The following is a 25,382-nucleotide window of genomic DNA, read 5'->3' as shown; positions in this document are numbered from 1 at the left end:
TTATATAAGTCCGTTTGTGTGGCCCGGTCAAGTCTGTGCCGCGTGTCGTGTCCGTTTGTGCCCGGGTCGAGGGTGTTTCACTGCCCGATGGGCAGCCGATGACCCGAGGAACGGGCATCACGTGCCCGAGCGGGGGCCTGAGCGGAGGGACACGAGGAGGCACGGGTTCGGAACCGCAGGACCAGCCGGCCCGCCGTCGCCGACCACGGCTCGGAGGCGACCTCGGGTGGTCGGCCTCTCGGGTACGGACGTCGTCTGGTCAGTGGGCTGCTGCGTCCCAGCTCTCGCCGAGGCCGACGCTGACGTCGAGCGGCACACGCAGGTCGGCCGCGCTGCTCATGCGTCGGCTGACGATCTCTTGCACGTCGTCGACCTCGCCCGGTGCGACCTCGACGATGAGTTCGTCGTGCACCTGCAGCAGGACGCGCGAGCCCATCTCTCGCTCGTCGAGTTCGGACCGGACGCCGAGCATCGCGATCTTCATGATGTCGGCCGCCGAGCCCTGGATCGGCGCGTTCAACGCGGCCCGCTCGGCGTTCTCGCGCAGGACGCGGTTGGGGGACTTGAGGTCGGCGAACGGGCGGCGCCGACCGTAGATGGTCTCGGTGTAGCCGTCTTCGCGAGCCTGCTCGACGACGTTGCGGAGGTATTCGCGTACGGCACCGAAACGGGCGAAGTAGTCGGTCATGAGCTGGCGTGCCTCTGCCGTCTCGATGCGCAGCTGCTTCGACAGGCCGAAGGCGCTGAGCCCGTAGGCGAGGCCGTAGGACATGGCCTTGACCTTGGTGCGCATGGCAGGGCTGACGTCGGCGGGTTCCACCCCGAAGATGCGGGCACCGACGAACCGGTGCAAGTCCTCGCCCTCGTTGAACGCCTGGATCAGCCCCTCGTCACCCGAGAGGTGCGCCATGATGCGCATCTCGATCTGCGAGTAGTCGGCCGTGAGGAGCGTCTCGTAGTCGGGCCCGTGCACGAACGCGGCGCGGATCTCTCGCCCGACGGCGGCCTTGACCGGGATGTTCTGGAGGTTGGGGTCGACGGACGAGATGCGCCCGGTCGTCGTGCCCGTCTGGTCGTAGGTCGTGTGGATGCGGGCGTCGTCGGCGATCGACTTCTCGAGGGTCTCGATGATCTGGCGCAGCTTCGTCGCGTCGCGGTGCTTCAACAGCAGGTCGAGGAAGGGGTGCGGGTGCTTCTCTTGCAGATCGGCCAAGGAGGCGGCGTCGGTCGAGTAGCCCGTCTTGGTCGCCCGGGTCTTGGGCATCTCGAGCTGTTCGAACAGTACCTCTTGCAGCTGCTTGGGTGAGCCGAGGTTGACCTCGCGGCCGATCTCGGCGAAGGCCGCCGTGGCCAGCTCGCCGGCCCGTTCACCCAGACGCAGCGAGAGTGCCTTGAGGGTGTCGCGGTCCGCCGCGACGCCCGTGAGCTCCATGTCGCCGAGCACCGGCACGAGCGGCAGTTCGATCTCGGTGAGCACTCGTCGGGAGCCTTCGTCGAGGGCGGCCACGAACGACTCGGAGAGCCGGAGGACGTACCAGGCCTCGGATGCCACGTTGACGTCGTCGTCGGCCGACACGAGCTGGTTGGGGTCACCGACGGGCAGGGTCTCGCCCAGCTGCTCGTAGACGAGGTCGGATAGTGCGAACGATGTGCGGCCCGGGCGCAGCAGCCAGGCGGCGACCCGGGGGTCGCCGACGATGCCGGTCAGCGTCAGGCCGGCGCGCGAGAGAGCCTTGTAGGCCCGCTTCGCGTCGTGGACCACCTTGGGTGTGGCGTCGTCGAGCCAGGCCTCGAGGGCGACGTAGTCGCCGCGTCCGGCGGCCCACGGCACGTACGCCGACTCGTCGAGGGACGAGATGCCGAGCCCGACGATGCCGTCCGTCCCGTACTCGACCGTCAGGCCGACGGGCTTCTCGGGGTCGGACGCGTGTTTCTTCAGCCAGAAGGCGAGTTCTTCGTCGATGAGGGTCCGGACGACCGGGAGGCCCTCGGGGGCCGCCGTCACCGATGCCTCACCCGCGTTCGCCGTCGACGGGTCGCCCGACTCGGACAAGGCCAGGACGCGGTCGAGCAGCGTTCGGAACTGCAGCTTGTCGAACAGCTCGCGAACGGCGGCCTCGTCGATGCCCCGGCGTTCGAGGTCGCCGGGGCCCACCGGGAGGTCGACGTCGGTGACGAGGCGGTTCAGTCGGCGGTTGCGGACGGCGTTCTCTTTCTGCTCGCGGAGCTTCTGCCCGACGACGCCCTTGATCTCGTCGGCCCGCGCGATGATCTCGTCGAGACCGCCGTAGAGGTTGATCCACTTGACGGCTGTCTTCTCCCCCACCTTGTCGATGCCGATGAGGTTGTCGCTCGTCTCGCCGACCAGGGCGGCGACCTCGGGGTACTGGTGGGGCTCGATGCCGTACCGCTCGAAGACCTTGTCGCGGTCGTACCGAGTGAGCTCGCTGACACCGCGGGCCGAGGGGTAGAGGAGCGTGACGTCGTCGTTGACCATCTGGATGGCGTCACGGTCGCCGGAGACCACCAACACCCGGTACCCGTCGTCGCGACCGCGGGTGGCGAGGGTCGCGAGGATGTCGTCGGCCTCGAAGTCCTCTTTCGTGATCGTGGTGATGCCCATGGCGTGCAGCGCCTCTTGCAGGAGCGGGATCTGGCCGACGAACTCGGGCGGTGTCTCTGAGCGAGTGCCCTTGTACTCGGGGTACTCACGGGTGCGGAAGGAGAAACGCGAGATGTCGAACGCGACGGCGAGATGCGTCGGTTTCTCGGCCTTGAGCAGGCTGAGCAGCATCGAGATGAAGCCGTGGATGGCGTTGGTGTGCTGGCCTTCGCGATTCACGAAACTGTCGACCGGCAGGGCGTAGAACGCCCGGAAAGCAAGGGAATGGCCGTCGATGACCAGGAGGGTAGGCTTCGTGTCGTCCGTCACCACGTCAGCCTAGCGGGCACCCCCGACACCGTCGCCGGGCGCCTCGGTCCGATCACCCGGAGAGCCATGAGCAGTCCGTCCGCCGTCCCGAACGACGCCGAGAGGACCGTCTCCTCGGACGCGTCCCTGAGCGACGCCGCCGTCGAGCTGTTCCGCCGTCGAGGCGTCGGCGCGCTGGCCGAGAAGATGGGCATCGTCATCGACGAGATGAGCGCCGAGCGGGCCGTGGGCCGGATGCCCGTGGAGGGCAACACGCAGCCGGTCGGCATCCTGCACGGTGGCGCGCACGTCGTCCTGGCGGAGACCCTGGGGTCGGTGGCCGCGAACGTCCACGCCGGACCCGGCCAAGTCGCCATGGGCATCGAACTGAACGCCAGTCACAGTCGGTCGGCGGCGACGGGGTGGGTGACGGGCACCTGCACGGCCCTGCACCTCGGCTCCACGCTCACCACGCACCAGGTCGTCATGACCGACGATCGAGGTCGTCTCCTGTCGACGGTGCGGATCACGAACTTCCTCACGGACGCTCGCGACTAGGCCACCGACGGGAGAAGGCCCGCTCCGGTCGTCGGGGCGGGCCTTCTCTCGTCGCGGACGACTACTTCTTGGCGCTCAGCTGTTCGATGATCGCCTGGGCCACGTCGTGCATCGTCAGGCGTCGATCCATCGACGCCTTCTGGATCCAGCGGAAGGCCTCGGGCTCGGTGAGACCCATCTTCTCGTTGAGCAGGCCCTTGGCCCGGTCGACGAGTTTGCGGGTCTCGAACCGCTCGACCAGGTCGGCGACCTCGGCCTCGAGGGTGATGATCTGTGCGTACCGCGAGAGGGCGATCTCGATCGCGGGCAGCAGGTCGTTGGGCGTGAAGGGCTTCACGACGTAGGCGAGGGCGCCGGCTTCGCTCGCCCGTTCGACGAGTTCTTTCTGGCTGAAGGCCGTCAACAGGACGACGGGCGCGATGTGCGCCTTCGAGAGCCGCTCGGCGGCCGAGATGCCGTCCAGCTGGGGCATCTTGACGTCCATGATGACGAGGTCGGGGCGCAGCTCGGTCGCGAGGGCGACCGCGGTCTCGCCGTCTCCGGCTTCGCCCACCACCTCGAAACCGTTGTCGCGGAGGATCTCGACGATGTCGAGGCGGATGAGGGACTCATCTTCGGCCACGACGACGCGACGGGGTGCTGCTGGGGTTGCTTCCTGGTCACTCACGACGTGAAGCCTACGGTATTGTCGACCTGGTTGTTGTGCGCCGGATTGGCGGAATGGCAGACGCGGAGCACTCAAAATGCTCTGTCCGTGAGGGCGTGTGGGTTCGAGTCCCACATCCGGCACCAGCCCCGTCGAGAACCAGGCCGACGAGATGTGGCTCTCCTTGCCTCGTCCGGCCTTCGAGACGACACGCCGACACGAGTTCCGCCCAGAGGGTGTGCCCGTGGGCATCCGTGCACTACGCTGATGACACTGGTTGTTGTGTTACGCATTTGTATCTCGCGACGTGCCGAAGGCCTCCTCTCACCGAGAGGGGTTCCGACGGTGGCGTCGTTCTCAGAGGGAGCGGACAAAAAGGCACCGCGACGAGCGATCTCGAAATCGAGATCGACAACTCTGATTGAAGGAAATAGAAAAATGGCAACAGGCACCGTTAAGTGGTTCAACTCCGAAAAGGGCTTCGGCTTCATCACCCCCGACGACGGAACCACTGACGTCTTCGCGCACTTCTCCGCGATCGCCGGCGACGGCTACCGCAACCTGGAAGAGAACCAGAAGGTCGAGTTCGACACGGCTCAGGGCAACAAGGGCCTCCAGGCCGAGAACATCCGCGTCATCTGACTCGGTGGCGTCCTCGTGACGCCGTCAGTCGGCGGGTTCGCCCGCCACTGAACCGAAAGCCCCGATCCGCTCACGCGGGTCGGGGCTTTCTCCGTCTCCGGCTCGTGGGACGAGAGAGGGCGGAATCTCACGGAAGCGGAAAGCCGAGGAGGCGCGCCACCGGTTCGTAGTCCTGGCTGGCCGTCCGGTAGGCGGACTCCCACTCGGCGATCCGTGCTCCGGCCTCGCGGGGATCGGTGAACCGGTCGTCGTCACCGCCGCCGGCGACCAGGGCTTCACGGGCGTCGCGATACCGGCTGGTGAGGGTCGACCAGAGGACGAGTTCGTCCCCGGTGGAGTCCTCGGGAGCCGCGCGGGCCACGTCCCAGGGAACCTCGACGACCGGAAGGGGGCCGTCCGACGGGCTCGTCGCATCGGCAGCAGGCACCTGGTCGTCGGTTCCCTCACGAAAGATCGTCCGCGTGCCGATGGCGAGAACGGCACCCACCACGGCCCCCAGGAAGACGATGAGCGACAGGGCCCAGAGCCCGTCGACCCGCCAGACCGTCGCGGCTACTCCCCCGAGGAACGAACCGCCGACGACGGCACCGAGGGTCGCCCACCGGCCCGGCCCCGCGCCTCCTCGGCCGGTCTCCGGCATCTGGGGGCCAAGGCTGCGTCGGGTCTCGGCCACGCCGTGACCGCTCCACGACGGCACGACGTACAAGCGGGCCTCGAATTCGAAGCACGAGGGGTGTCGGGCGTCCACGGACATGCGGTGAGCGTACGCCCCGCCGCCACGACGAAGCCGGGACGATCCGGTGGGATCGCCCCGGCTTCGCCAGGAGTGTCGCGGTGTGTCAGGGCTGCGATGCGTAGGCCGGGGCGGCCTCGCCGTGGGCGTCGCCCACACGGTGCACCCGGAGGTCGTTCGTCGAACCCGCGATTCCGGGAGGGGACCCGGCGATCACGATGACCTTGTCACCCGACTCGGCGAGATCGTTGCCGAGCAGGATGTCGTCGACCTGCGCGAACATCGCGTCGGTGTGCGTGACGGTCTCGACCAGGTAGGACTGCACGCCCCAGCTGATGGCCATGCGGCGACGGATGGCCTCGTTGGGCGTGAAGGCCAGGATGGGGATCGCGTGGCGGAGACGCGACATGCGACGGACCGAGTCACCCGACTCGGTGAAGACGCAGAGGAACTTCGCCTGGACGAACTCGGCGACGTCGGCCGCGGCGAGCGTGATGGCGCCGCCCTGGGTGCGGGGACGGGTGCCCAGCGGGGGGATGCGCTCGAGACCGTGCTCTTCGGTGGAGGCGACGATGCGCGCCATCGTCTGCACCGTGATGACGGGGTACTCGCCGACGCTCGTCTCGCCCGAGAGCATGACCGCGTCCGTGCCGTCGAGGACGGCGTTCGCGACGTCGGAGGTCTCGGCTCGCGTGGGGATCGGGCTCGAGATCATCGACTCGAGCATCTGCGTGGCGACGATGACCGGCTTGGCCATGCGACGCGAGAGCTCGACCGCGTGCTTCTGCACGATGGGCACGGCCTCGAGGGGCAGCTCGACGCCGAGGTCACCGCGGGCGACCATGATGCCGTCGAACGCGTCGATGATCGCCTCGAGGTTGTCGACCGCTTGGGGCTTCTCGATCTTGGCGTAGACGGGGACCTTCCGGCCCTCTTCGGCCATGATCTCGTGCACGCGCACGACGTCGTCCGCGTCACGCACGAACGAGAGGGCGATCAGGTCGGCACCGAGCTGGAGACCCCAACGCAGGTCGGCCTCGTCCTTGTCGGACAGAGCGGGGACGTTGACGGCCACGCCCGGGAGGTTGATGCCCTTGTTGTTCGAGACGGTCCCGGCCACGACGACCTCGGTCGTGACGACGGTCCCGTCGGTCTCGAGGACGCGCAGCTTGACGCGACCGTCGTCGATCAGGAGTGGATCGCCCGCCTTGACGTCGTCGGGCAGGCCCTTGAACGTCGTGCCGCAGATCTCTTTCGAACCCAGGATCTCGTCCGTGGTGATCTTGAACACGTCGCCGACCTCGAGGTCGTGCGGACCGTCGGCGAACTTGCCGAGGCGGATCTTGGGGCCCTGCAGGTCGACGAGGACCGCGACGGCGCGGCCAGAGTCGGCGGACGCCTGGCGGACGTTCGCGTAGACGCCCTCGTGGACGTCGTAGCTTCCGTGGCTGAGGTTCATGCGGGCGACGTCGACGCCGGCGTCGATGATCGCCCGGATGTCGTCGTAGCTCGACGTCGCCGGCCCGAGGGTGGCGACGATCTTTGCGCGTCTCATGTGTTCCGTTCGTGTGGGGGGAAAAGGGGGGAGGGACGACTACAGCCCGACTCCCACCCTATTCCCGTCGGAAGGCGGGATCAGACCGAGATGGACCGATCGGTGGGCTTCACCGGGAAGGGCAGCACGGTCTCGCCCTCGAGGTAGGCGTCGACGGCCGAGGCCGTGGCCCGCCCCTCGGCGATGGCCCAGACGATGAGCGACTGACCTCGACCTGCGTCACCGGTCACGAAGACGCCGGGCTCGCCGGTCTCGTACGTCGCGCCACGCTCGAGTGATCCGTGACCGTCGAAGGTGAGCCGCAGCTGTCCCTCGATGGTGTCGCGCTCGGGCCCGGTGAATCCGAGCGCGAGGAGGACGAGGTCGGCGGGGACCTCGCGCTCGGTGCCCGCCTTGGGGACCCGTCGGCCGTCGACGTACTCGGTCTCGGCGACGCGGATGGCCCGCACCTCACCGACCTCGTTCGTCAGGAACTCGACGGTCGAGGCCAGGTAGACCCGCTCGCCGCCCTCTTCGTGGGCGCTGGACACCTCGAACAACGTGGGGAACATCGGCCACGGCTGGGCCTCGGGGCGCTCGTCGGGCGGCTGCTGACCGATCGCGAGGTTGGTCACCGACAGGGCACCCTGACGGTGTGCGGTGCCGATGCAGTCGGCACCGGTGTCGCCACCACCCAGGACGACGACGTGCTTGCCCTCGGCCGTGATCTGGTCGGCCACCGTGTCGCCCGCTCCGGCCTTGTTCTGCTGCACGAGGTAGTCCATGGCGAAGTGGATGCCGGACAGGTCGCGTCCCGGGATCGGCAGGTCACGAGGAACGGTGGCCCCCGTCGCGACGACGACGGCGTCGTAGCGGGCCCTGAGGTCGTCCCAGGCGATGTCGCGGCCGATCTCGACCCGGGCGCGGAAGCGCGTGCCCTCGGCCTGCATCTGGGCGATGCGCTGCTCGAGTTGCTTCTTCTCCATCTTGAAGTCGGGGATGCCGTAGCGCAGGAGACCGCCGATGCGGTCCTCGCGCTCGTACACGGCGACCGTGTGGCCCGCGCGGGTGAGCTGCTGGGCGGCCGCGAGTCCGGCGGGGCCCGAACCGACCACCGCGACCGTCTTGCCGGTGAGGCGCTCGGGCGGGTGCGGGGTCACCCAGCCGTTGGCGAAGGCCTGGTCGATGATCGAGACCTCGACCTGCTTGATGGTCACCGGAGGCTGGTTGATCCCCAGGACGCACGACGACTCGCACGGCGCGGGGCAGAGACGGCCCGTGAACTCGGGGAAATTGTTGGTCGCGTGAAGGCGCTCGATGGCCTGGCGGCCCTCGCCGCGCCACATGAGGTCGTTCCACTCGGGGATCAGGTTGCCCAACGGGCAGCCCTGATGGCAGAACGGCACGCCACAGTCCATGCAGCGGCCCGCCTGGCGACGGAGCTCGCCGCTCTCCTGTTGCTCGTAGACCTCTTTCCAGTCCATGAGCCTGACCGACACGGGGCGGCGCTTGGGTAGCTCGCGGGACTGCGTCTTCAGGAAGCCTTTGGGGTCAGCCACCGGTCACCTCCAGGATTCTCTTCCAGGTTTCGTCGCCATCGGGGTCGAGACCCTCGTCGACGGCCGTCTGCCGGGTGGCGAGGACGGCGGCGTAGTCGCGGGGCAGCACCTTGACGAACTCGGCCGTCGTGGCGTCGAGGTCGTCGAGCATGCGCTGAGCCACGGGCGATCCGGTCTCGGCGAGGTGCCGCTGCAGCAGATCGGTGAGGATCTCGACGTCGGCGCTGCCGAGCGGGTGGAGTTCGAGTTCACCGGACGCGAGCGCCTCGGCGTTGACCCGTTCGGGCTTGAGTCGGTGCACGTAGGCCGTGCCGCCCGACATGCCCGCGCCGAGGTTGCGGCCCGTGTCGCCGAGGATGACAGCGAGGCCGCCCGTCATGTACTCGAGCGCGTGGTCACCCACGCCCTCGGCGACCGCGCTGGCCCCGGAGTTGCGGACCAGGAAGCGCTCCCCCACGATGCCGCGCAGGAACATGCTGCCCTGGGTGGCGCCGTAACCGATGACGTTGCCGGCGATGACGTTCTCCTCGGCGGCGAAGGCGCTGCCGCGGGGAGGGCGTACGACGACGTTGCCGCCGGAGAGCCCCTTGCCCACGTAGTCGTTGCTGTCGCCTTCGAGTCGCAGCGTGATGCCGGAGGGCAGGAAGGCTCCGAGCGACTGACCGGCCGAGCCGCTGAGGTTGATATCGATGCTGCCGTCGGGCAACCCGTGCTCGCCGTGTCGCAGGGTGACCTCGTGCCCGAGCATGGTGCCGACCGCGCGCTCGGTGTTGCGGACGGGCAGCGTGATCTCGACGTGTCCGCCGTTCTCGAGCACGTCCGCGCTGCGCTCGATCAACTGAACGTCGAAGTGCTCATCGAGACCGTGGTCCTGCGTGGTGTGGTTGCGACGGGGCTCGTCGTCGGCGAAGGTCGGCCCGACCAACACCGGCGCCAGGTCGAGACCCGATGCCTTCCAGTGGTCGACGGCGCGGTCGACGTCGAGGACGTCCGTCCGGCCGATGGCCTCGTCGAGGCTGCGGAAACCCAGGGCGGCCAGGTACTCGCGCACCTCCTGGGCGAGGAACTCGAAGAAGTTGACGACGAACTCCGGTTTGCCCGAGAAACGGGCACGGAGCTCGGGGTTCTGCGTCGCCACGCCCACCGGGCAGGTGTCGAGGTGACAGACCCGCATCATGATGCAGCCCTCGACGATGAGCGGCGCCGTCGCGAAACCGAACTCCTCTCCGCCGAGCAGGGCGGCGATGAGGACGTCACGACCGGTCTTCATCTGACCGTCCACCTGCACGACCACACGGTCGCGCATGCCGTTGAGCATCAGGGTCTGCTGGGTCTCGGCCAGGCCGATCTCCCAGGGCGTACCCGCGTGCTTCAGCGAGTTCAGTGGACTGGCGCCGGTGCCCCCGTCGTGACCGGACACGAGCACGACGTCGGCCAGGGCCTTCGTGACCCCCGCCGCGACCGCGCCGATGCCCGACTGGCTCACGAGCTTGACGTGGACGCGTGCCTTGGGGTTGGCACGCTTGACGTCGAAGATGAGCTGCTTCAGGTCTTCGATCGAGTAGATGTCGTGGTGCGGCGGCGGGGAGATGAGGCCGACGCCCGCCGTGGCGTGCCGGGTGCGCGCGACCCACGGGTAGACCTTGGTCGGCGGCAGCTGACCACCTTCGCCGGGCTTGGCGCCCTGCGCCATCTTGAGCTGGATGTCGGTGGCGTGCGTCAGGTACATGCTCGTGACGCCGAACCGGCCGGAGGCCACCTGCTTGACGGCACTGCGGCGCTCGGGGTCGAGCAGCCGGTCGACGTCCTCACCGCCTTCGCCGGTGTTGGACTTCCCGCCGAGGCGGTTCATCGCGATCGCGAGGGTCTCGTGGGCCTCTTGCGAGATCGAGCCGTAGCTCATCGCTCCTGTCGAGAACCGCTTGACGATCGCCTCGATGGGCTCGACCTCGTCGAGCGGCACGGGTGGTCGCACGCCGTGCTTGATCCGGAACAGCCCGCGCAGCGTCATCAGCTGCTCGGCCTGGTCGTCGACCAGCTTGGTGTACTCGCGGAAGATGTCGTAGCGGCGCGTGCGCGTGGCGTGCTGGAGCCGGAACACGGTGTCGGGGTTGAAGAGGTGCCGGGGGCCCTCGCGGCGCCACTGGTACTCGCCACCGGTGGCAAGCCGCTCGTGGGCGATGACGGAGCCGTCGCTCGGGTAGGCACTCGTGTGACGCTGCTTGTTCTCGGCAGCGATGACGTCGATTCCGACGCCGCCGAGCATCGACGAGGTGCCGGTGAAGTAGGTGTCGACGAACTCCTGGCTGAGGCCCACGGCCTCGAACGCCTGTGCCGCGGCGTAGCTCGACACCGTCGAGATGCCCATCTTCGACATGATCTTGAGCACGCCTTTGCCGAGCGCCTTGATCAGGTTGTGTACGGCGTCCTCGGGGCTCAACCCGGTGATCATGCCCGCGCGTACGAGGTTCTCGCAGGTCTCCATCGCGAGGTACGGGTTGACCGCGGACGCGCCGTAGCCGATCAGGGTGGCCACGTGGTGCACCTCGCGCACGTCGCCGGCCTCGACGATCAGGCCGACCTTCATGCGGTTCTCGGTGCGGATCAGATGGTGGTGGACCGCGGCGATCATGAGCAGGGACGGCACGGGGGCGAAGTCGGCGTTCGAGTCGCGGTCGGAGAGCACGATGAACTCGGCGCCGGCCTCGATGGCGTCGTCCACTTCGTTGCACATGGCGGCGATGCGCTTCTCGAGCGCCCGTGGGCCCTTGTCCGCCCGGTACAGCCCACGGATGGTCGACGTCTTGCGGGAGCCGGGGCTCGGGTCGATGTGCTGGATCTTCGCGAGCTCGTCGTTGTCGATCACCGGGAAGTCCAGGATCACCTGACGGGCGTGCTCGGGCGTCGCGGCGAGCAGGTTCCGCTCGGGGCCGAGGCCGAGCTTGAGCGACGTGACCACCGACTCGCGGATCGAGTCGAGCGGCGGGTTCGTCACCTGGGCGAACTGCTGTGTGAAGTAGTCGAACAGGAGGCGCGGACGCTCCGACAGGACGGCGATCGGCGTGTCGCTTCCCATGGCCCCCAGGGGCTCCGCACCGGTCTTCGCCATCGGGGTCAGCAGGATGCGGACCTCTTCTTCGGTGTACCCGAAGGTGCGCTGACGGCGGGTGACCGACGCAGGGGTGTGCACGATGTGCTCGCGCTCGGGCAGCTCGGAGAGGTGGATGCGCCCCTCGGCGAGCCACTCGCCGTACGGCGCCGCCGTGGCGAGATCGCGCTTGATCTCGTCGTCCTCGACGATGCGCCCGGCCTCGGTGTCGACCAGGAACATCTTGCCGGGGCGGAGCCGGCCCTTGCGGACTACCTTGGCGGGGTCGACGTCGATGACGCCGATCTCGCTCGCGAGGACCACGAGGCCGTCGTCGGTGACGAGGTAGCGGCCCGGTCGCAGGCCGTTTCGATCGAGGGTGGCACCGACGTGCGTGCCGTCGGTGAACGTGATGGCGGCCGGGCCGTCCCACGCCTCCATGAGCATGGAGTGGTACTCGTAGAAGTCGCGCAGGGTCGGGTCGATGTCGACCTGGTTCTCCCAGGCCTCGGGCACCATCATCATGACCGCGTGCGGCAACGACCGGCCGGTCAGACTGAGCAGCTCGACGACCTCGTCGAACGACGCCGAGTCACTCGCCCCCGGGCTGACGATCGGAAGGATGGGCTTGAGGTCACCGATCAGCTCGTTCTCGAGCTGGGACTGACGGGCGCGCATCCAGTTGCGGTTGCCCCGGACCGTGTTGATCTCGCCGTTGTGCGCGATCATGCGGAACGGTTGCGCCAGCGGCCACGACGGGAACGTGTTCGTCGAGTAGCGCGAGTGCACGATGGCGAGCTTCGACGCGAAGCGTTCGTCGCTCAGGTCGGGGTAGAAGGGCTCCAGCTGCAGTGTGGTGACCATGCCCTTGTAGACCATGGTCCGGCTGCTCAGCGAGGTGAAGTAGGCCGAGAGTTTGCGCTCGGCACGTTTGCGCAGCCGGAACGCCTGGCGGTCCAGCGCGACACCGGCGAGCGGGACGCCGTCGGCGTCGTGGTGCCTGCTCGCGACGAAGAGCTGCTCGAAGGCGGGCATGGCGTTGCGCGCGAGGGTGCCCAGCTCGTCGGGTCGCACGGGGACCTCGCGCCAGCCGAGCACGTCGAGGTGCTCGAGGTCGGCGATGCGCTCGATGCCCGTCTTGAGCTCGGAGCGCTCCTGCTCGTCGAGGGGCAGGTAGGCGATGCCCACCGCGTACCGGCCTGCCGGCGGCAGGTCGAAGTCGACCTCGTGACGGAGGAACTCGTCGGGCACCTGGCAGAGGATGCCCGCACCGTCGCCGGTGCCGGCGTCGGAGCCGACGGCACCTCGGTGCTCGAGGTTCCGGAGGGCTCGAAGGGCGGTGTCGACGATGTCGTGGCCAGGGGTTCCGCGGAGGGTCGCGACCATGGCGAGACCACAGGCGTCCTTCTCGTTGCGCGGGTCGTAGAGGCCGCTGGCCTCGGGAACCGTGCTGAACTGCTGGTGTGCTGGCGTGAGAGCCATGGAATCCGTCCTCACGAAGAGATCCGACAGGGGGTGGGACGACGTCGGCCCGAGGAGCCTCACGGAACCGCGGTCTGTGGGCGGCCCCGAGTCAGCGGGAGAGGTCGGCTCGTGGCGACCGTGGGCGTGCACGCCGGCAGGAGGGGCCGACTGCGCTCGATCTTACGAGGCGCGGGTGCGTGCACAGAACCGTGTCGCGGGCGGATCGTTCGCACCGGGATGGGGTGGAGAGGATCGGGCGCCACGACGATGGGGCGCCGGGCCCGCGGCCGTCGTGGAGTGGACGACCTAGGGACGCGGTGAGCGATCGGTGTTGTCGTCCGATGCGCTGACGGTGACCAACTCGGGTTCGTCGTTCTCCGTGTACGTGTCGTCGGAGTCTACAGCAGACGCTCGCTCGCTCGGCGCGCGACCGGGAACGTAGGGGCCGGGGACGGTGCCGGTGTGACGACGTGCGGCGACGACGAAGAGGACGATGCCGAGGACGATGGCGAAGAAGCTCATCCAGACGTTCGTCCGGATGCCGAAGAACAGCAGGCTGGGGTCGGTGCGGATCGACTCGAACCAGGCACGGCCGATGCCGTACCAGACCAGGTAGAAGGCCAACGACCGGCCCCACTGCATCGGAGCCTTCTTCTCGAGGAGCAACAGGATCGCGACCCCCGCGAGCATCCAGACGATCTCGTACAGGAACGTGGGGTGGAAGAGCGTGCCCTCGGGCAGGCCCGTCGGGTAGGCGGCGTTCGTCGATTCGATCTCGAGGCCCCAGGGCAGGTCGGTCGGCATGCCGAAGAGCTCGTGGTTGAACCAGTTGCCGAGGCGTCCGAACGCCTGTGCGACGAGCAGCCCGGGGGCGAGGGCGTCCGCGAACACCGTGAACCGCAGACCGGTGAAGCGGCAGCCGAGCCAGACGCCCACGGCACCCAACAGGAGTGCTCCGTAGATGGCGAGACCGCCTTCCCACACGAACAGGACGTGGATGTACTGGTCGGGCGAGGAGAAGTAGTCCGCGGGGTGGGTGATGACGTGGAAGAGGCGTCCCCCCGCGATGCCGAAGACCACGGCCCAGATGGCCACGTCGATGACGATGCCCTTCTCGGCCCCCTGCCGGTTGAGGCGGTGGTTCGTGATGACGACCGCCGCGACGATGCCGACGAGGATGCAGATGGCGTAGGCGTGGATGCGCAGCGAGCCGGGCAGCGAAGCCCCGAAGGTCGAGTTCAACCAGGCGGTGACGTCGAAGTACTGCCAGGCGGCCGACGGGCTCGGGATGCTCAGGGGAACGAACACGGGCGTGGTGCCTTTCGGAGGGATGCGGAGCGTCGGTCACCCGACGGGTGACGACTCTAGCGCGGGGGCGTCGGACCCGAGAGGGTCAGGAGGCGGAAGGGGCCGCGCCGGACGCCAGGTCGGCGGAGACCTCGGCGAGACGTTCGACCCCTCCGTCGGCGAGGGCTCGGACGAAGGCCGAACCGATGATGGCACCGTCGGCGTATTCGAGTACTTCGCGGACCTGCTGGGCGGTGGAGATGCCGAGACCCACGCAGGCGTTCTCGACGCCCACCTCGCGGAGGCGGGCGACGAGGGTGCTCGCCGCTGCGTCCACGTCGGTGCGGGCGCCGGTGATGCCCATCGTCGAGACGGTGTACACGAAGCCGCGACTGCTCGCGACGGCCTGTCGGAGGCGCGATTCACTGGACGACGGAGCGGCAAGGAAGACCCGGTCGAGGTCCGCCGCTGCGGCGGCCGTCACCCACGCGTCGGCCTCGTCGGGGATGAGGTCCGGGGTGATGAGCCCGGCGCCGCCCGCGGCCGCGAGGTCGTCGGCGAAACGCTGGACGCCGTACTGCTCGACCGGATTCCAGTAGGTCATCGGGATGACGGGCGCGTCGACGCGCGCGGTGATCTCGCGGATCGCCGTGAACACGTCGCGTACACGGAACCCCTCGGCGAGCGATCGCTGCGTCGCGGCCTGGATCACCGGCCCGTCCATCACGGGGTCGGAGTAGGGGATGCCGAGTTCGATGACGTCGATGCCGTTCTCGGCCATCGCCACCGCGGCCTCGATGCTCGTGTCGAGATCGGGGAACCCGACCGGCAGGTATCCCACGACGGCACCGCTCCCGGCTTCTCGCCGAGCCCGGATCGCGTCGCCGACCTTGCTCGTTCCGCCCGGAACCGTGGCGGTCACAGCTGCTGTGCCTTCTCGTCGAGGACGCCGAAGTACCGGCTCGCGGTCGAGACGTCCTTGTCGCCACGCCCGCTGAGAGAGACCAGGATCGTCCAGTCGGGGTGCTCCAGGCCGAGCTTGATCGTGCCCGCCAGGGCGTGTGCCGACTCGATGGCGGGCATGATGCCCTCGGTCTGCGAGAGCAGACGGAAGGCCTGCATGGCCTCGTCGTCGGTGATCGGCTGGTACTCGGCTCGTCCCGACTCGGAGAGCCAGGCGTGCTCGGGGCCGACACTCGGGTAGTCGAGACCTGCCGAGATGGAGTGGCTCTCGAGGGTCTGACCGTCCTCGTCTTGCATGAGGTAGGACTTGGTGCCCTGCAGGTTGCCGATGCGGCCGAGCGTGATCGAGGCCGCGTGACGGCCCGTCTCGACGCCGTCACCGCCGGCCTCGAAGCCGAACAGCCGGACCGAGGGATCGTCGAGGAACGCGTGGAAGATGCCCATGGCGTTCGAGCCGCCGCCGACGCAGGCCGTGACGGCGTCGGGCAGGGCACCGGTGAGGTCGAGGACCTGCTGGCGGGCCTCTTCGCCGATGATCTTGTGGAAGTCGCGCACCATGGCGGGGAACGGGTGCGGGCCGGCGACGGTGCCCAGCACGTAGTGCGTGGTGTCGACGCTGGCCACCCAGTCGCGCATGGCGTCGTTGATGGCGTCCTTGAGGGTGCGGGAGCCGGTCGTGACCGAGACGACCTCGGCCCCGAGCAAGCGCATCCGTGCGACGTTGAGCGCCTGGCGCTCGGTGTCGACCTGCCCCATGTAGACGACGCACTCCATGCCGAAGAGCGCGGCTGCGGTGGCCGTGGCGACGCCGTGCTGACCTGCCCCGGTCTCGGCGATCAGACGGGTCTTGCCGAGCTTGCGGGCCAGCAAGGCCTGACCGAGCACGTTGTTGATCTTGTGCGACCCCGTGTGGTTGAGGTCTTCGCGTTTGAGGATGATGCGGGCGCCGCCCGCGTGCTGGGCGAAGCGCGGCACCTCGGTGATGATCGACGGCCGACCCGTGTAGGTGGCGTGCAGAGCCGTCAACTCGGCGGCGAACTCGGGGTCGACGGCGGCGGCCTTGTACGCCGCGTCGAGCTCGTCGAGAGCGGCCACGAGGGACTCGGGCACGAAGCGCCCACCGAACGAACCGAAGTACGGGCCCGTCTCGTCGCGTAATGCCATGGTCAGACCTCCAGGAAGCGGGTGATGGCGTCGGCGGGGTCGCCGTGGGTCACGAGGGCTTCGCCCACGAGCACGACGTCGGCGCCCGAGCGACGGTAGTGGGCGACGTCGTCGGGAGACGAGACGGCCGACTCGGCGACGCGGGTGACGCCCGCCGGGATCGATCCGGACAAGCGGCCGAACAGGTCCCGGTCGAGTTCGAAGGTCGTCAGGTCGCGAGCGTTGACGCCGAGGACGGTGGCGCCGGCATCGAGGCCTCGCGACACCTCGTCGGCGGAGTGCGCCTCGATCAGGGCCGTCATGCCCAGCTGCCGTACGAGGTCGTGCAACTCGACGAGACGGCGCTGCTCGAGCCCGGCCACGATCAGCAGGACGAGGTCGGCGCCGGCTGCCCTGGCCTCGAAGACCTGGTAGGCGTCGGCGATGAAGTCCTTGCGGAGGACGGGGACGTCGACGGCGGCGCGGACCGCTTCGAGATCGGCGAGGGAGCCCTTGAACTTGCGGCCCTCGGTGAGGACGCTGATCGCGCTCGCTCCCCCGGCCGCGTAGGACAGGGCCAACGACGCCGGATCGGCGATCGTCGAGAGATGGCCTCGAGACGGGCTCGCGCGCTTGACCTCGGCGATGACCTTGACGCGGTCGGCCGGGGCGAGGGCGGCGCGGGCGTCGAGCGCGGGGTCGCGCGAGAGAGCCGCCGCCTCGACGGCGGCGAACGGAAGGGACTCACGGCGTGCTGCGGCGTCGGCCACGGCACCCGCGTACAGGTCGTCGAGCACCTAGTTGTGGGCCTTCGGCACGTAGCGGTGGCCGCCGACGCCGTAGCCGGCCTTCTTGAGCACGAGACCCACGACGAGTCCGACGACGACGAGGCCGGCGGAGGCCCAGACGATCCACGGGACGTCGAGGAAGAACGCCAGGGTGCCGATGGCGAAGCCGACCAACATGATGACCACGGCGGTCCAGGCCGCGGGCGAGTTGCCGTGCCCGAGGTCGTCGGCCGTCTCGGTGTCGCGGCCCTTCGAGCCGGAGTCGACCTTCGCCGGGGCGTTCTTCAGGGGCGCGTCGCCACCGGAGGGGGTGCTCGTCGTGTTCGTGCTCACAGTGCTCCTTGGATCAGGTCGGTTCGGGGGCCGAGTCTACCGGGTACGGCCCGGCTCGGTGGGGCTCGACCCGCCCTCGTCGAGGTGCGAGGGGGCGTCGGTCGGGTCGTCGCCGCCCGAGAGCGCGTCCCAGGCGGCCGCGGGGTCGGCCGCAGGATCCGCGGCGACGAGTCGCGTCGCGGAGTACTTGCGGGTGGCCTGGGGCCAGGCGCCCGCGAGGAGCACGGTGGCGACGCCGAGGAGCGCGGCCAGCACGCCGGCCACGAGCCCGAGCCAGGGCCAGGCCGTCGGCTCGACCGACGAGACGATGCCCCGGATCGAGTCGGTGCCGTCGACGCCCGTGGCCGTCGTCACGGCGCTGCCCGACGCGCGCACGGGGTCGGCCAGGGCCGTCGCCGTCGTGACGACGACGCTGACCCCCAGCGCCACCTGCAGCACCCCCAGGACGACGCGGAACACCCGACCGGCGATCGTGAGCGCCCCGAAGAGTGCCAGGCTGGCCAGCGAGAGGGCGGACAACGGCGCACCGGCGACGTCGCCGGCGACGTCGAGGGGCAGGTCTCCACCCTGGGGTGACGCCACGACGACGTGGAACCAGTCCTGTGTCCAGGACAGCAGGGCGAGCCCCGCGAGCAGGATGCCCGCCAGGATCGTCGTGAGCTTGAGGCGTCGAGCGGGCATCAGCGCAGCCGTGTCATGGCGTTGGCGACCGCGACGGCACGCAAGGGGGCCGCGGCCTTGTTGCGCGCCTCCTGGTTCTCGGCGACCGGGTCGCTGTCGGCGACGAGTCCGGCACCCGCCTGGACGCGGGCCACGCCGTCCTGGAGCAGGACGGTGCGGATCGCGATCGCGACGTCGGCCGAGCCGGCGAAGTCGAAGTAACCGACCACTCCGCCGTAGACGCCCCGTTGGGCCGGCTCGAGCTCGTCGATGATCTCGAGGGCCCGGGGCTTGGGGGCACCCGACAGCGTTCCGGCCGGGAAGGTGGCCCGGAACGCGTCGATGGCATCCTTGCCGGGCGCCAGGTCGCCCTCGACGCTGGACACGAGGTGCATGATGTGGCTGAACCGTTCGACCTGCATGAACTCGGTGACCTCGACGCTGCCCGGGGTGCAGACCTTGAGCAGGTCGTTGCGGGCCAGGTCGACCAGCATGAGGTGCTCCGCGCGTTCTTTGTCGTCCGAGGCGAGCTCGTCGGCGTAGCGCTGGTCCTCGTCGGGCGACGCGCCCCGGGGCTTCGACCCGGCGATGGGATGCGTGTAGGCCCGGCGGCCGTCGACCTTGACCAGCGCCTCGGGCGACGAACCGACGATGGTGTACGGCCGACCCTGCACGTCGTCGAGCGTCACGAGGTACATGTACGGGCTCGGGTTGAGCGTCCGCAGCACCCGGTAGACGTCGAGCGGTTCGGCCGTGACCTCGTGGTCGAAGCGCTGGGAGATGACGACCTGGAAGACGTCCCCGTCGTGGATGAACTGCTTCGACCGCTCGATGGCGTGCGCGTACTCGTCGTCGGTGGAACGCCGGGTGGGTGTCGCTTCGATCGTCAGGTCGACGTCGGACAGGAACGTCTCGCTCGGGGCCGCGAGCCGGGATTGCAGGTCGTCGAGACGCGATTGCGCGTCGTCCCACAGGACGTCGGGGCCGTCGGTGCCGTCGTTCAACACGGTCGCGACGAGCAGGACGGCACCCGTGCGGTGGTCGAGGGCCACGAGCTCGGAGACGAAGCTGAGCGCCTGCGAGGGCACGGTGAACTCGGCCGGTGGCACGTCGGGCAGGTGCTCGAGCTCGCGCACGGCCTCCCAGCCGACGAAACCGACCAGGCCCCCGGTGAGGGGCGGCATCCCGTCGATGCGCGGGGTGGCCCACCGGTGGTGCAGGGCGGACAGCACCTCGAGCGGGCGGCCGGTGGCGTCACCCAGAGCCCGCCCGCGGTCGATGCCGTAGTCGATCCACCGGGCCTCGCCCTCGTCGGTCGTGAGGACTCCGAACGACGAGACGCCCACGAAGGACCACCGGGACCAGATGCCGCCCTGGGCCGCCGATTCGAGCAGAAAGCTGCCGGGCCGACCGTCCGCCAGTTTGCGGTACACCCCGACCGGGGTCTCGCCGTCGGCGAAGAGGTCGCGCACGACCGGGACGACCCGATGGCCGGCGAGCCGGGCGTCGAACTGGGCCCGGGTCGTCGACGTGCGGATCAGGGCGTCAGCCACGGGGACCTCCGGTGGGGTCGGTGTCGCCGGACGGCAGGGACGAGGAGGCGGTGGCCGGCTCGAGCGGGTCGACCTCGAAACAGGAGTGGGAACCCGTGTGGCAGGCAGCGCCGATCTGCTCGACCGTGACGAGCAGCACGTCGTCGTCGCAGTCGAGGGCGGCGGCACGGACGAACTGCGCGTGACCGGACGTGTCGCCCTTCCGCCAGTACTCGTGACGAGACCGGGACCAGAAGGTGACGCGCCCCTCGGTGAGCGTGCGGCGGAGGGCTTCGGCGTCCATCCAGCCCATCATCAGCACGTCCTTCGTGCCCTCTTGCTGGATGATCGCGGGCAGCAGGCCCGACGCGTCGAACCGGGCACGGGCGACGACGGGCTCGACCGTCTCACGCGTCAGCTGGTCGGTCATGATGTGCTCCTCGGTGCGGTGCGGTGCGGTGCGGTGCGGTGTCGCGGGGTCGGGTGCGGGTTCTGAGGAGTGACGGCCCGCCTCAGCGGACGATCGCCCCGGACCGCGCCAGTTCGTCCTTGACCTGGCCGACGGTGAGTTCGCCGTTGTGGAAGACCGAGGCCGCGAGCACGGCATCGGCGCCCGCCTCGATGGCGGGGGCGAAGTGCTCGAGCCGACCCGCCCCTCCGGACGCGACGACCGGCACCCGGCTGAGTTCGCGCATGGCGCGGACGAGTTCGAGGTCGAAGCCCTGCTTGGTGCCGTCGGCGTCGATCGAGTTGACGAGTAGTTCGCCCGCCCCGCGTTCGATGGCTTCACGGGCCCAGGCGAGCGCGTCGAGCGTCGTCTCGGTGCGGCCGCCGTGGGTCGTCACGACGAAGCCCGACGGGGTGCCCGTCGACCGCTTGACGTCGAGCGAGAGGACGACCGCCTGTGCTCCGAACCGGTCGGCGATCTCGCCGATGAGGTCGGGCCGGGCGATGGCGGCGCTGTTCACACCGATCTTGTCCGCGCCGGCCGCCTGCAACCGCGCGACGTCGTCGGTGGTTCGCACGCCGCCGCCGACCGTCAGCGGGATGAAGACCTGCTCGGCCGTCGCCCGGACGACGTCGTACGTGGTCGACCGTGCGTCGACCGTGGCCGTGACGTCGAGGAAGGTGATCTCGTCGGCGCCCTGCTCGTAGTAGGTGCGGGCCAGTTCGACCGGGTCGCCCGCATCCCGCAGGTCGAGGAAGTTGACACCCTTCACCACGCGGCCCGCCGCCACGTCGAGGCACGGGATGACCCGGACGGCGAGGGACGCGTCCGCGGCGACCCCGCCGGTGGCGACCGCGTCGTCGGCGGGCACGGCTACAGCCTCGCGGCGTGGATCGGGCTGACCAGGATGGCCCGGGCACCGAGGTCGTAGAGGGCGTCCATGACCTGGTTCGTGTCGGACCGCGGGACCATCACGCGGACGGCGGCCCAGTCGCGATCGTGCAGCGGGGAGACGGTCGGCGACTCCATGCCGCCGGCGACGGCGGTCGCGGCGTCGAGCTTGGCGACCGGGACGTCGTAGTCCATGAGGACGTACTGCCGGGCCACGAGCACGCCCTGCAGGCGGCGGTGGAGGACCGCCAGGCCGTCGACGTCGGCATCGGACGAGATGAGGACGGCGGTCGATTCGAGGATGACCGGCCCGAAGATCTCGAGGCCCGCCGCACGCAGGGTGGCACCGGTCGAGACGACGTCGGCCACGGCGTCGGCGACGCCCAGCTGCACCGCGCTCTCGACGGCGCCGTCGAGCGGCACGAGGGTCGCGGTGACTCCGTGGCTCTCGAGGAAGGAGCCGACGAGGCCGGCGTAGCTGGTGGCGACCCGGGTGCCCTGGAGCTGGCGGAGATCGGCGAAACGGCCGGGAGGGCCCGCGAAGCGGAAGGTCGAGCCGCCGAAGTCGAGGGGGGCGACCTCGTGGGCCGGCGAGTGCGAGTCGAGCAGCAGGTCGCGGCCCGTGATGCCGACGTCGAGCGCGCCCGACCCCACGTAGGTCGCGATGTCGCGCGGACGGAGGTAGAAGAACTCGACGCCGTTGCGCGGGTCCTCGACGTGGAGGGTCTTGGGGTCGCGGCGACCGGTGTAGCCGGCCTCGGCGAGCATGGCGGATGCGGTCTCGCTGAGCGATCCCTTGTTGGGCACTGCGACGCGAAGCATGGGTTTCTCTGTCTGCTGGGGTGCCGCGCGAGCGGCGTGACGAACGGGGGTGGCGGAGGCCGACTCAGAGATGTCGGTAGACGTCGGCCGGGGTGATGCCCTTGGCGATCATCATGACCTGCAGGTGGTAGAGCAGCTGGGAGATCTCTTCGGCGGTAGCGACGTCGCCCTCGTACTCGGCGGCCATCCAGACCTCGGCGGCCTCTTCGACGATCTTCTTGCCGATCTGGTGCACACCGGCGTCGAGTTCGGCCACGGTGCCCGACCCCTCGGGCCGGTCGCGGGCCTTGTCGCTGAGCTCGAGGTACAGGTCGTCGAAGGATTTCACGACGTCAAGGCTACCGTCGCGGCGGCTGCTCGGAGTGCAGCGATGTTGTCGACGGGCGACCCGCCGTAGACGGCGGACCCGGCGACCACCGTGTCGGCACCGTTCTCGACGGCCGTGACGATGGTCTCGGTCGTGATGCCGCCGTCGACCTCGAGCCAGACGTCGAGCCCGGAGGCGCTCACGGCGGCCCTGGCGCGCGTCAGCTTGGCCATCGTCTCGGGCATGAAGGACTGCCCGCCGAAGCCGGGCTCGACGGTCATGACGAGGATCATGTCGTACGCGTCGAGGGTCTGGAGATAGGGCTCGAGGTCGGTGCCCGGCTTCACCGCGACGGAGGCGCGGGCCCCGTTGCTGCGGATGGCGCGTGCCGTGGACACCGGGTCGGTCGCGGCCTCGGCGGAGAAGGTGACCGAGAAGGCACCCGTCTCGGCGTAGCGGGGCGCCCAGCGGTCGGCGTCGTCGATCATGAGGTGCAGGTCGAGCGGCACCGGGCTGACCTCGCCGAGACGCTGCACGACGGGCAGCCCCAGGGTGAGGTTGGGCACGAAGTGGCCGTCCATGACGTCGACGTGCACGAGGTCGGCGGACGAGATGCGCTGGAGGTCGCGTTCGAGGTTGGCGAAGTCGGCCGAGAGGATGCTGGGGCTGATGCGGATCGACACGAGACGAGCCTACCGTCCGGCACGTTTCTCGATCAGGGCCACGAACATGGCGTCCGTGCCGTGACGGTGCGGCCAGAGCTGGACGAACGGTGCCGACGCCAGGTCGACCGACCGGCCGGCGATGCGCTCGACGCCCGCCGTCGCGTCGAGCAGCACGAGGTCGTCGTCGCGGCCCCGGAGCCCGGCCTCGACGACGCCGCGGGTCTCGGCCGTGTGCGGCGAGCAGGTCACGTACGCCAGGACTCCCCCGGGCGCGAGGGCGTCCAGGGCGCTGGCGAACAGGCGCGACTGGAGGGCCGTGAGCTGTCCGACGTCGGCCGGTTGCTTGCGCCACCGGGCCTCGGGTCGACGTCGCAGGGCCCCGAGACCCGTGCAGGGCGCGTCGAGCAGGATGCGGTCGAAGCCTCGGGGCTGTTCCGCCCCGAACCGTGTGGCGTCACCCTCGAGCACCTCGACGTCGCCGGGGACGGCCTCGAGGGCCTGTCGGACGAGACCGGCCCGGGCCGGGACGAGCTCGTTGGCGACGAGGTGGGCGCCTGCGCGGGCGGCCTCGGCGCCCAGCAGGGCGGCCTTGCCACCGGGGCCGGCGCACATGTCGAGCCAGCGTTCTCCCGACTCGGCGGGCCGGTGGCGGCTGAGCAGCAGTGCCGCGAGCTGTGAGCCTTCGTCCTGCACGCGGGCGCGCCCCTCGCGCACGGCCGTCTGTTGCGCCGGGTCTCCCCCGCCGCTCGTCGCGGCGAGCGGCGAGAGGCGCCCGCTCGGCGCACCGAGTTCGGAGACCTCGGCGAGCCCGGGCAGTGCGACGAGGCTGACCTTCGGGGCGTCGTTGTCGGCCGACAGCAGGCCGACGAGTTCGTCCTCGCGTCCCTCGGCGGCCAGCGAGCGACGGAACGCCCGCACCACCCAGGCGGGGTGCGACCACTCCGCCGCCAGACGGTCGTCGTCCCCGGTCGTGCCGGCCAGGACGCGCGCGCGCCACTCGTCGGGAGTCGACCGCGAGATGGTCCGGAGCACGCCGTTCACGAAACCCGTGCCCGACCGGCTGCCCACCTGACGCGCGAGCTCGACGCTCTCGTCGACGGCTGCGTGGACCGCGACCCGCGTCGAGAGCAGCTGGTGCGTGCCGAGTCGCAGGACGTCGAGGAGCGCCGGGTCGATCGCGTCGGTGCCCCGACGGGCGGCCAGCGCGATGACGCGGTCGTAGTACCCCCGGAGGCGCAGGGTGCCGTAGGTGAGTTCGGTCGCGAGCCCTGCGTCCTGTGCTCCGAGGCGGGCGCGGACGATGCGTTGCGGGAGCAGGAGGTTCGCGTAGGCGTCGTCCTGTTCGACGGCCCGGAGGACGTCGAGGGCGACCTGGCGGGCGGGCTGGACTCGGCTCATGAGGCGCTCTTCGTGTCGAGGGCGGGGTCTGGTGCGATGTTGGCCGGGGCGGCCGGGGCGGTCGAGGTGGGCGGGGTGACGCGACGGTCGATCCCGCCGGGCAGTCCACGCCACCAGTCGGCTGCCGACATCTCTTTCTTGCCCGCCGGTTGCACCCGGACCAGCTCGACGGGTGAGGAGGCGGTGCCCAGCAGCACACGGCGGCCCCGGGACTCGAGGCGACCGGCCTCGAGCGGCGCCTCGACGTCCGACGTCACCCGCGCCTCCGTGATCTTGAGGGCGGTGCCGTCGAGGTCGACGCGGGCTCCCGGTTCGGGCGTCACGCCTCGGAAGCGGTCGATCAGCTCGGTCGCCGGACGCGAGGCGTCGAGGACTCCGTCCGCGAGGGTCAGCTTGGGGGCGAGGGTGACCTCGCCGGTCTGGGGTGTGGCCACGGCCGTGCCGTCGGCGAGGCGGTCGACGACGTCGACCAGCAGGTCGGACCCGGACCGCGCGAGCTCGGTGAGGAGCACCCCCGCGGTCTCGGCGCCGTCGAGTCGGCGTTCGAGGGTGCCGTAGACATCGCCTGCGTCGAGCTCGGGGACGAGCTGGAACACCGCGGCGCCCGTCACGACGTCGCCCGCCATGAGCGACCGCTGGACGGGGGCCGCACCGCGCCAGGAGGGCAGCAGGGAGAAGTGCAGGTTGACCCAGCCGAGGCGGGGCGCACCGAGCAGGGGCTCGCGGAGCAGGGCGCCGTAGGCCACGACGACGCCGAGGTCGGGATCGAGCGCCGCGAGCTCGGCCGTGACCTCGGGCGTGATGCGTCGGGCCTTCACGACGCGGAGACCGAGGCGGTCGGCCTCGACGGCGACGGGCGTGGGGGTCAGGACGCGTCGGCGTCCCTGGGGGGTGTCGTCGCGCGTCAGCACGGCGACGACCTCGTGAGGGCCGTCGGCGAGGGCGGTGAGCGAGGGCACGGCAGCGGCGGGGCTGCCGGCGAAGACGAGGCGCATGGGGTTCCTGGCGGG

At 69.9% G+C, this 25,382-nt stretch carries 22 protein-coding genes and 1 tRNA gene; 3 read left to right on the top strand and 20 right to left on the bottom strand.

Translation table 11 applies throughout. The features are described from left to right. Window positions 1-259: 259 nt before the first annotated feature. Window positions 260-2,932, bottom strand: a complete 2,673-nt coding sequence (polA, locus tag IFT88_RS10215) for a DNA polymerase I (RefSeq protein WP_192120432.1) — start codon at window positions 2,930-2,932, stop codon at window positions 260-262. A 66-nt stretch (window positions 2,933-2,998) separates the two neighbouring features. Between polA and IFT88_RS10210 the strand changes: the two genes are divergently transcribed. Then, window positions 2,999-3,469: a PaaI family thioesterase gene (locus IFT88_RS10210; RefSeq protein ID WP_192120430.1), complete on the top strand. Its 471-nt coding sequence runs from the start codon at window positions 2,999-3,001 to the stop codon at window positions 3,467-3,469. 61 nt (window positions 3,470-3,530) lie between these two features. Here the strand turns inward: IFT88_RS10210 and IFT88_RS10205 are convergent, their stop codons facing one another. Further along, complete coding sequence (locus IFT88_RS10205) at window positions 3,531-4,136, bottom strand: ANTAR domain-containing response regulator (protein ID WP_043592796.1); 606 nt, start codon at window positions 4,134-4,136, stop codon at window positions 3,531-3,533. A 39-nt stretch (window positions 4,137-4,175) separates the two neighbouring features. Here IFT88_RS10205 and IFT88_RS10200 point away from each other — a divergent pair. Next, window positions 4,176-4,261 (top strand) — tRNA-Leu (locus IFT88_RS10200). 292 nt (window positions 4,262-4,553) lie between these two features. After that, complete coding sequence (locus IFT88_RS10195; protein WP_043592793.1) at window positions 4,554-4,757, top strand: cold-shock protein; 204 nt, start codon at window positions 4,554-4,556, stop codon at window positions 4,755-4,757. 127 nt (window positions 4,758-4,884) lie between these two features. Here the strand turns inward: IFT88_RS10195 and IFT88_RS10190 are convergent, their stop codons facing one another. The 18 genes from IFT88_RS10190 to fmt all read right to left on the bottom strand — a co-directional run bounded on the left by IFT88_RS10190 (window position 4,885) and on the right by fmt (window position 25,367). After that, a complete protein-coding gene (locus tag IFT88_RS10190; protein ID WP_192120428.1) occupies window positions 4,885-5,511 on the bottom strand; it encodes a GlsB/YeaQ/YmgE family stress response membrane protein in 627 nt (208 codons plus the stop codon). Window positions 5,512-5,596: 85 nt separating this feature from the next. Next, a complete protein-coding gene (gene pyk / locus IFT88_RS10185; protein ID WP_043592789.1) occupies window positions 5,597-7,045 on the bottom strand; it encodes a pyruvate kinase in 1,449 nt (482 codons plus the stop codon). 80 nt (window positions 7,046-7,125) lie between these two features. Beyond that, complete coding sequence (locus tag IFT88_RS10180; protein WP_043592786.1) at window positions 7,126-8,583, bottom strand: glutamate synthase subunit beta; 1,458 nt, start codon at window positions 8,581-8,583, stop codon at window positions 7,126-7,128. After that, window positions 8,576-13,153: a glutamate synthase large subunit gene (gene gltB / locus IFT88_RS10175; protein ID WP_192120426.1), complete on the bottom strand. Its 4,578-nt coding sequence runs from the start codon at window positions 13,151-13,153 to the stop codon at window positions 8,576-8,578. The genes IFT88_RS10180 and gltB overlap by 8 nt, the downstream gene beginning before the upstream one ends. Before the next feature lie 288 nt (window positions 13,154-13,441). After that, entirely contained in the window at window positions 13,442-14,443 is a 1,002-nt protein-coding gene (lgt, locus tag IFT88_RS10170; RefSeq protein WP_342212132.1) for a prolipoprotein diacylglyceryl transferase, read from the bottom strand. Window positions 14,444-14,528: 85 nt separating this feature from the next. Continuing rightward, complete coding sequence (gene trpA / locus IFT88_RS10165; protein WP_192120425.1) at window positions 14,529-15,344, bottom strand: tryptophan synthase subunit alpha; 816 nt, start codon at window positions 15,342-15,344, stop codon at window positions 14,529-14,531. After that, window positions 15,341-16,549 carry a tryptophan synthase subunit beta gene (gene trpB / locus IFT88_RS10160; RefSeq protein ID WP_054146069.1) on the bottom strand — a complete coding sequence of 403 codons (1,209 nt, stop codon included), beginning with the start codon at window positions 16,547-16,549 and terminating at the stop codon, window positions 15,341-15,343. Before trpB ends, trpA begins: the two co-directional genes overlap by 4 nt. A gap of 2 nt (window positions 16,550-16,551) precedes the next feature. After that, window positions 16,552-17,325 (bottom strand): indole-3-glycerol phosphate synthase TrpC, encoded by a 774-nt coding sequence (gene trpC, locus IFT88_RS10155; RefSeq protein ID WP_137846571.1) that lies wholly within the window; start codon window positions 17,323-17,325, stop codon window positions 16,552-16,554. Then, window positions 17,326-17,604: a DUF6704 family protein gene (locus IFT88_RS10150; protein ID WP_043592886.1), complete on the bottom strand. Its 279-nt coding sequence runs from the start codon at window positions 17,602-17,604 to the stop codon at window positions 17,326-17,328. It lies immediately after the preceding gene. An 81-nt stretch (window positions 17,605-17,685) separates the two neighbouring features. Continuing rightward, window positions 17,686-18,330 carry a Trp biosynthesis-associated membrane protein gene (locus IFT88_RS10145; protein ID WP_043592777.1) on the bottom strand — a complete coding sequence of 215 codons (645 nt, stop codon included), beginning with the start codon at window positions 18,328-18,330 and terminating at the stop codon, window positions 17,686-17,688. Beyond that, window positions 18,330-19,862 (bottom strand): anthranilate synthase component I, encoded by a 1,533-nt coding sequence (locus tag IFT88_RS10140; protein ID WP_446718828.1) that lies wholly within the window; start codon window positions 19,860-19,862, stop codon window positions 18,330-18,332. The genes IFT88_RS10145 and IFT88_RS10140 overlap by 1 nt, the downstream gene beginning before the upstream one ends. Beyond that, window positions 19,855-20,271, bottom strand: coding sequence for a phosphoribosyl-AMP cyclohydrolase (gene hisI, locus IFT88_RS10135; RefSeq protein ID WP_137846569.1), 417 nt, complete (start codon window positions 20,269-20,271; stop codon window positions 19,855-19,857). The genes IFT88_RS10140 and hisI overlap by 8 nt, the downstream gene beginning before the upstream one ends. An 82-nt stretch (window positions 20,272-20,353) precedes the next feature. Further along, window positions 20,354-21,160: an imidazole glycerol phosphate synthase subunit HisF gene (gene hisF, locus IFT88_RS10130; protein WP_192120424.1), complete on the bottom strand. Its 807-nt coding sequence runs from the start codon at window positions 21,158-21,160 to the stop codon at window positions 20,354-20,356. A gap of 2 nt (window positions 21,161-21,162) precedes the next feature. Beyond that, window positions 21,163-22,002, bottom strand: coding sequence for an ATP phosphoribosyltransferase (hisG, locus tag IFT88_RS10125; protein ID WP_043592771.1), 840 nt, complete (start codon window positions 22,000-22,002; stop codon window positions 21,163-21,165). Between the two features lie 64 nt (window positions 22,003-22,066). Then, window positions 22,067-22,330 carry a phosphoribosyl-ATP diphosphatase gene (locus IFT88_RS10120; RefSeq protein ID WP_043592769.1) on the bottom strand — a complete coding sequence of 88 codons (264 nt, stop codon included), beginning with the start codon at window positions 22,328-22,330 and terminating at the stop codon, window positions 22,067-22,069. Beyond that, a complete protein-coding gene (gene rpe, locus IFT88_RS10115) occupies window positions 22,327-22,992 on the bottom strand; it encodes a ribulose-phosphate 3-epimerase (protein ID WP_043592767.1) in 666 nt (221 codons plus the stop codon). Before rpe ends, IFT88_RS10120 begins: the two co-directional genes overlap by 4 nt. Before the next feature lie 9 nt (window positions 22,993-23,001). Continuing rightward, window positions 23,002-24,372 (bottom strand): RsmB/NOP family class I SAM-dependent RNA methyltransferase, encoded by a 1,371-nt coding sequence (locus IFT88_RS10110; protein ID WP_192120422.1) that lies wholly within the window; start codon window positions 24,370-24,372, stop codon window positions 23,002-23,004. Then, entirely contained in the window at window positions 24,369-25,367 is a 999-nt protein-coding gene (gene fmt, locus IFT88_RS10105) for a methionyl-tRNA formyltransferase (RefSeq protein ID WP_192120420.1), read from the bottom strand. The genes IFT88_RS10110 and fmt overlap by 4 nt, the downstream gene beginning before the upstream one ends. Window positions 25,368-25,382 lie beyond the last annotated feature (15 nt).

This window comes from Frigoribacterium sp. CFBP 8751, assembly GCF_014841545.1.
Lineage (GTDB): Bacteria > Actinomycetota > Actinomycetes > Actinomycetales > Microbacteriaceae > Frigoribacterium.
Note: the sequence above shows the minus strand (reverse complement) of the source record. Positions and strands in the feature narration are given on the sequence as shown.

What these genes read in the sequence shown, in the direction of transcription:
- IFT88_RS10210 (WP_192120430.1), top strand. Translation starts at nt 2,999, where the DNA reads ATGAGCAGTCCGTCCGCCGTCCCGAACGACGCCGAGAGGACCGTCTCC.
- IFT88_RS10195 (WP_043592793.1), top strand. Translation starts at nt 4,554, where the DNA reads ATGGCAACAGGCACCGTTAAGTGGTTCAACTCCGAAAAGGGCTTCGGC.
- IFT88_RS10190 (WP_192120428.1), bottom strand. Translation starts at nt 5,511, where the DNA reads ATGTCCGTGGACGCCCGACACCCCTCGTGCTTCGAATTCGAGGCCCGC.
- pyk (WP_043592789.1), bottom strand. Translation starts at nt 7,045, where the DNA reads ATGAGACGCGCAAAGATCGTCGCCACCCTCGGGCCGGCGACGTCGAGC.
- gltB (WP_192120426.1), bottom strand. Translation starts at nt 13,153, where the DNA reads ATGGCTCTCACGCCAGCACACCAGCAGTTCAGCACGGTTCCCGAGGCC.
- trpB (WP_054146069.1), bottom strand. Translation starts at nt 16,549, where the DNA reads ATGGCATTACGCGACGAGACGGGCCCGTACTTCGGTTCGTTCGGTGGG.
- IFT88_RS10145 (WP_043592777.1), bottom strand. Translation starts at nt 18,330, where the DNA reads ATGCCCGCTCGACGCCTCAAGCTCACGACGATCCTGGCGGGCATCCTG.
- hisI (WP_137846569.1), bottom strand. Translation starts at nt 20,271, where the DNA reads ATGACCGACCAGCTGACGCGTGAGACGGTCGAGCCCGTCGTCGCCCGT.
- hisG (WP_043592771.1), bottom strand. Translation starts at nt 22,002, where the DNA reads ATGCTTCGCGTCGCAGTGCCCAACAAGGGATCGCTCAGCGAGACCGCA.
- IFT88_RS10110 (WP_192120422.1), bottom strand. Translation starts at nt 24,372, where the DNA reads ATGAGCCGAGTCCAGCCCGCCCGCCAGGTCGCCCTCGACGTCCTCCGG.
- fmt (WP_192120420.1), bottom strand. Translation starts at nt 25,367, where the DNA reads ATGCGCCTCGTCTTCGCCGGCAGCCCCGCCGCTGCCGTGCCCTCGCTC.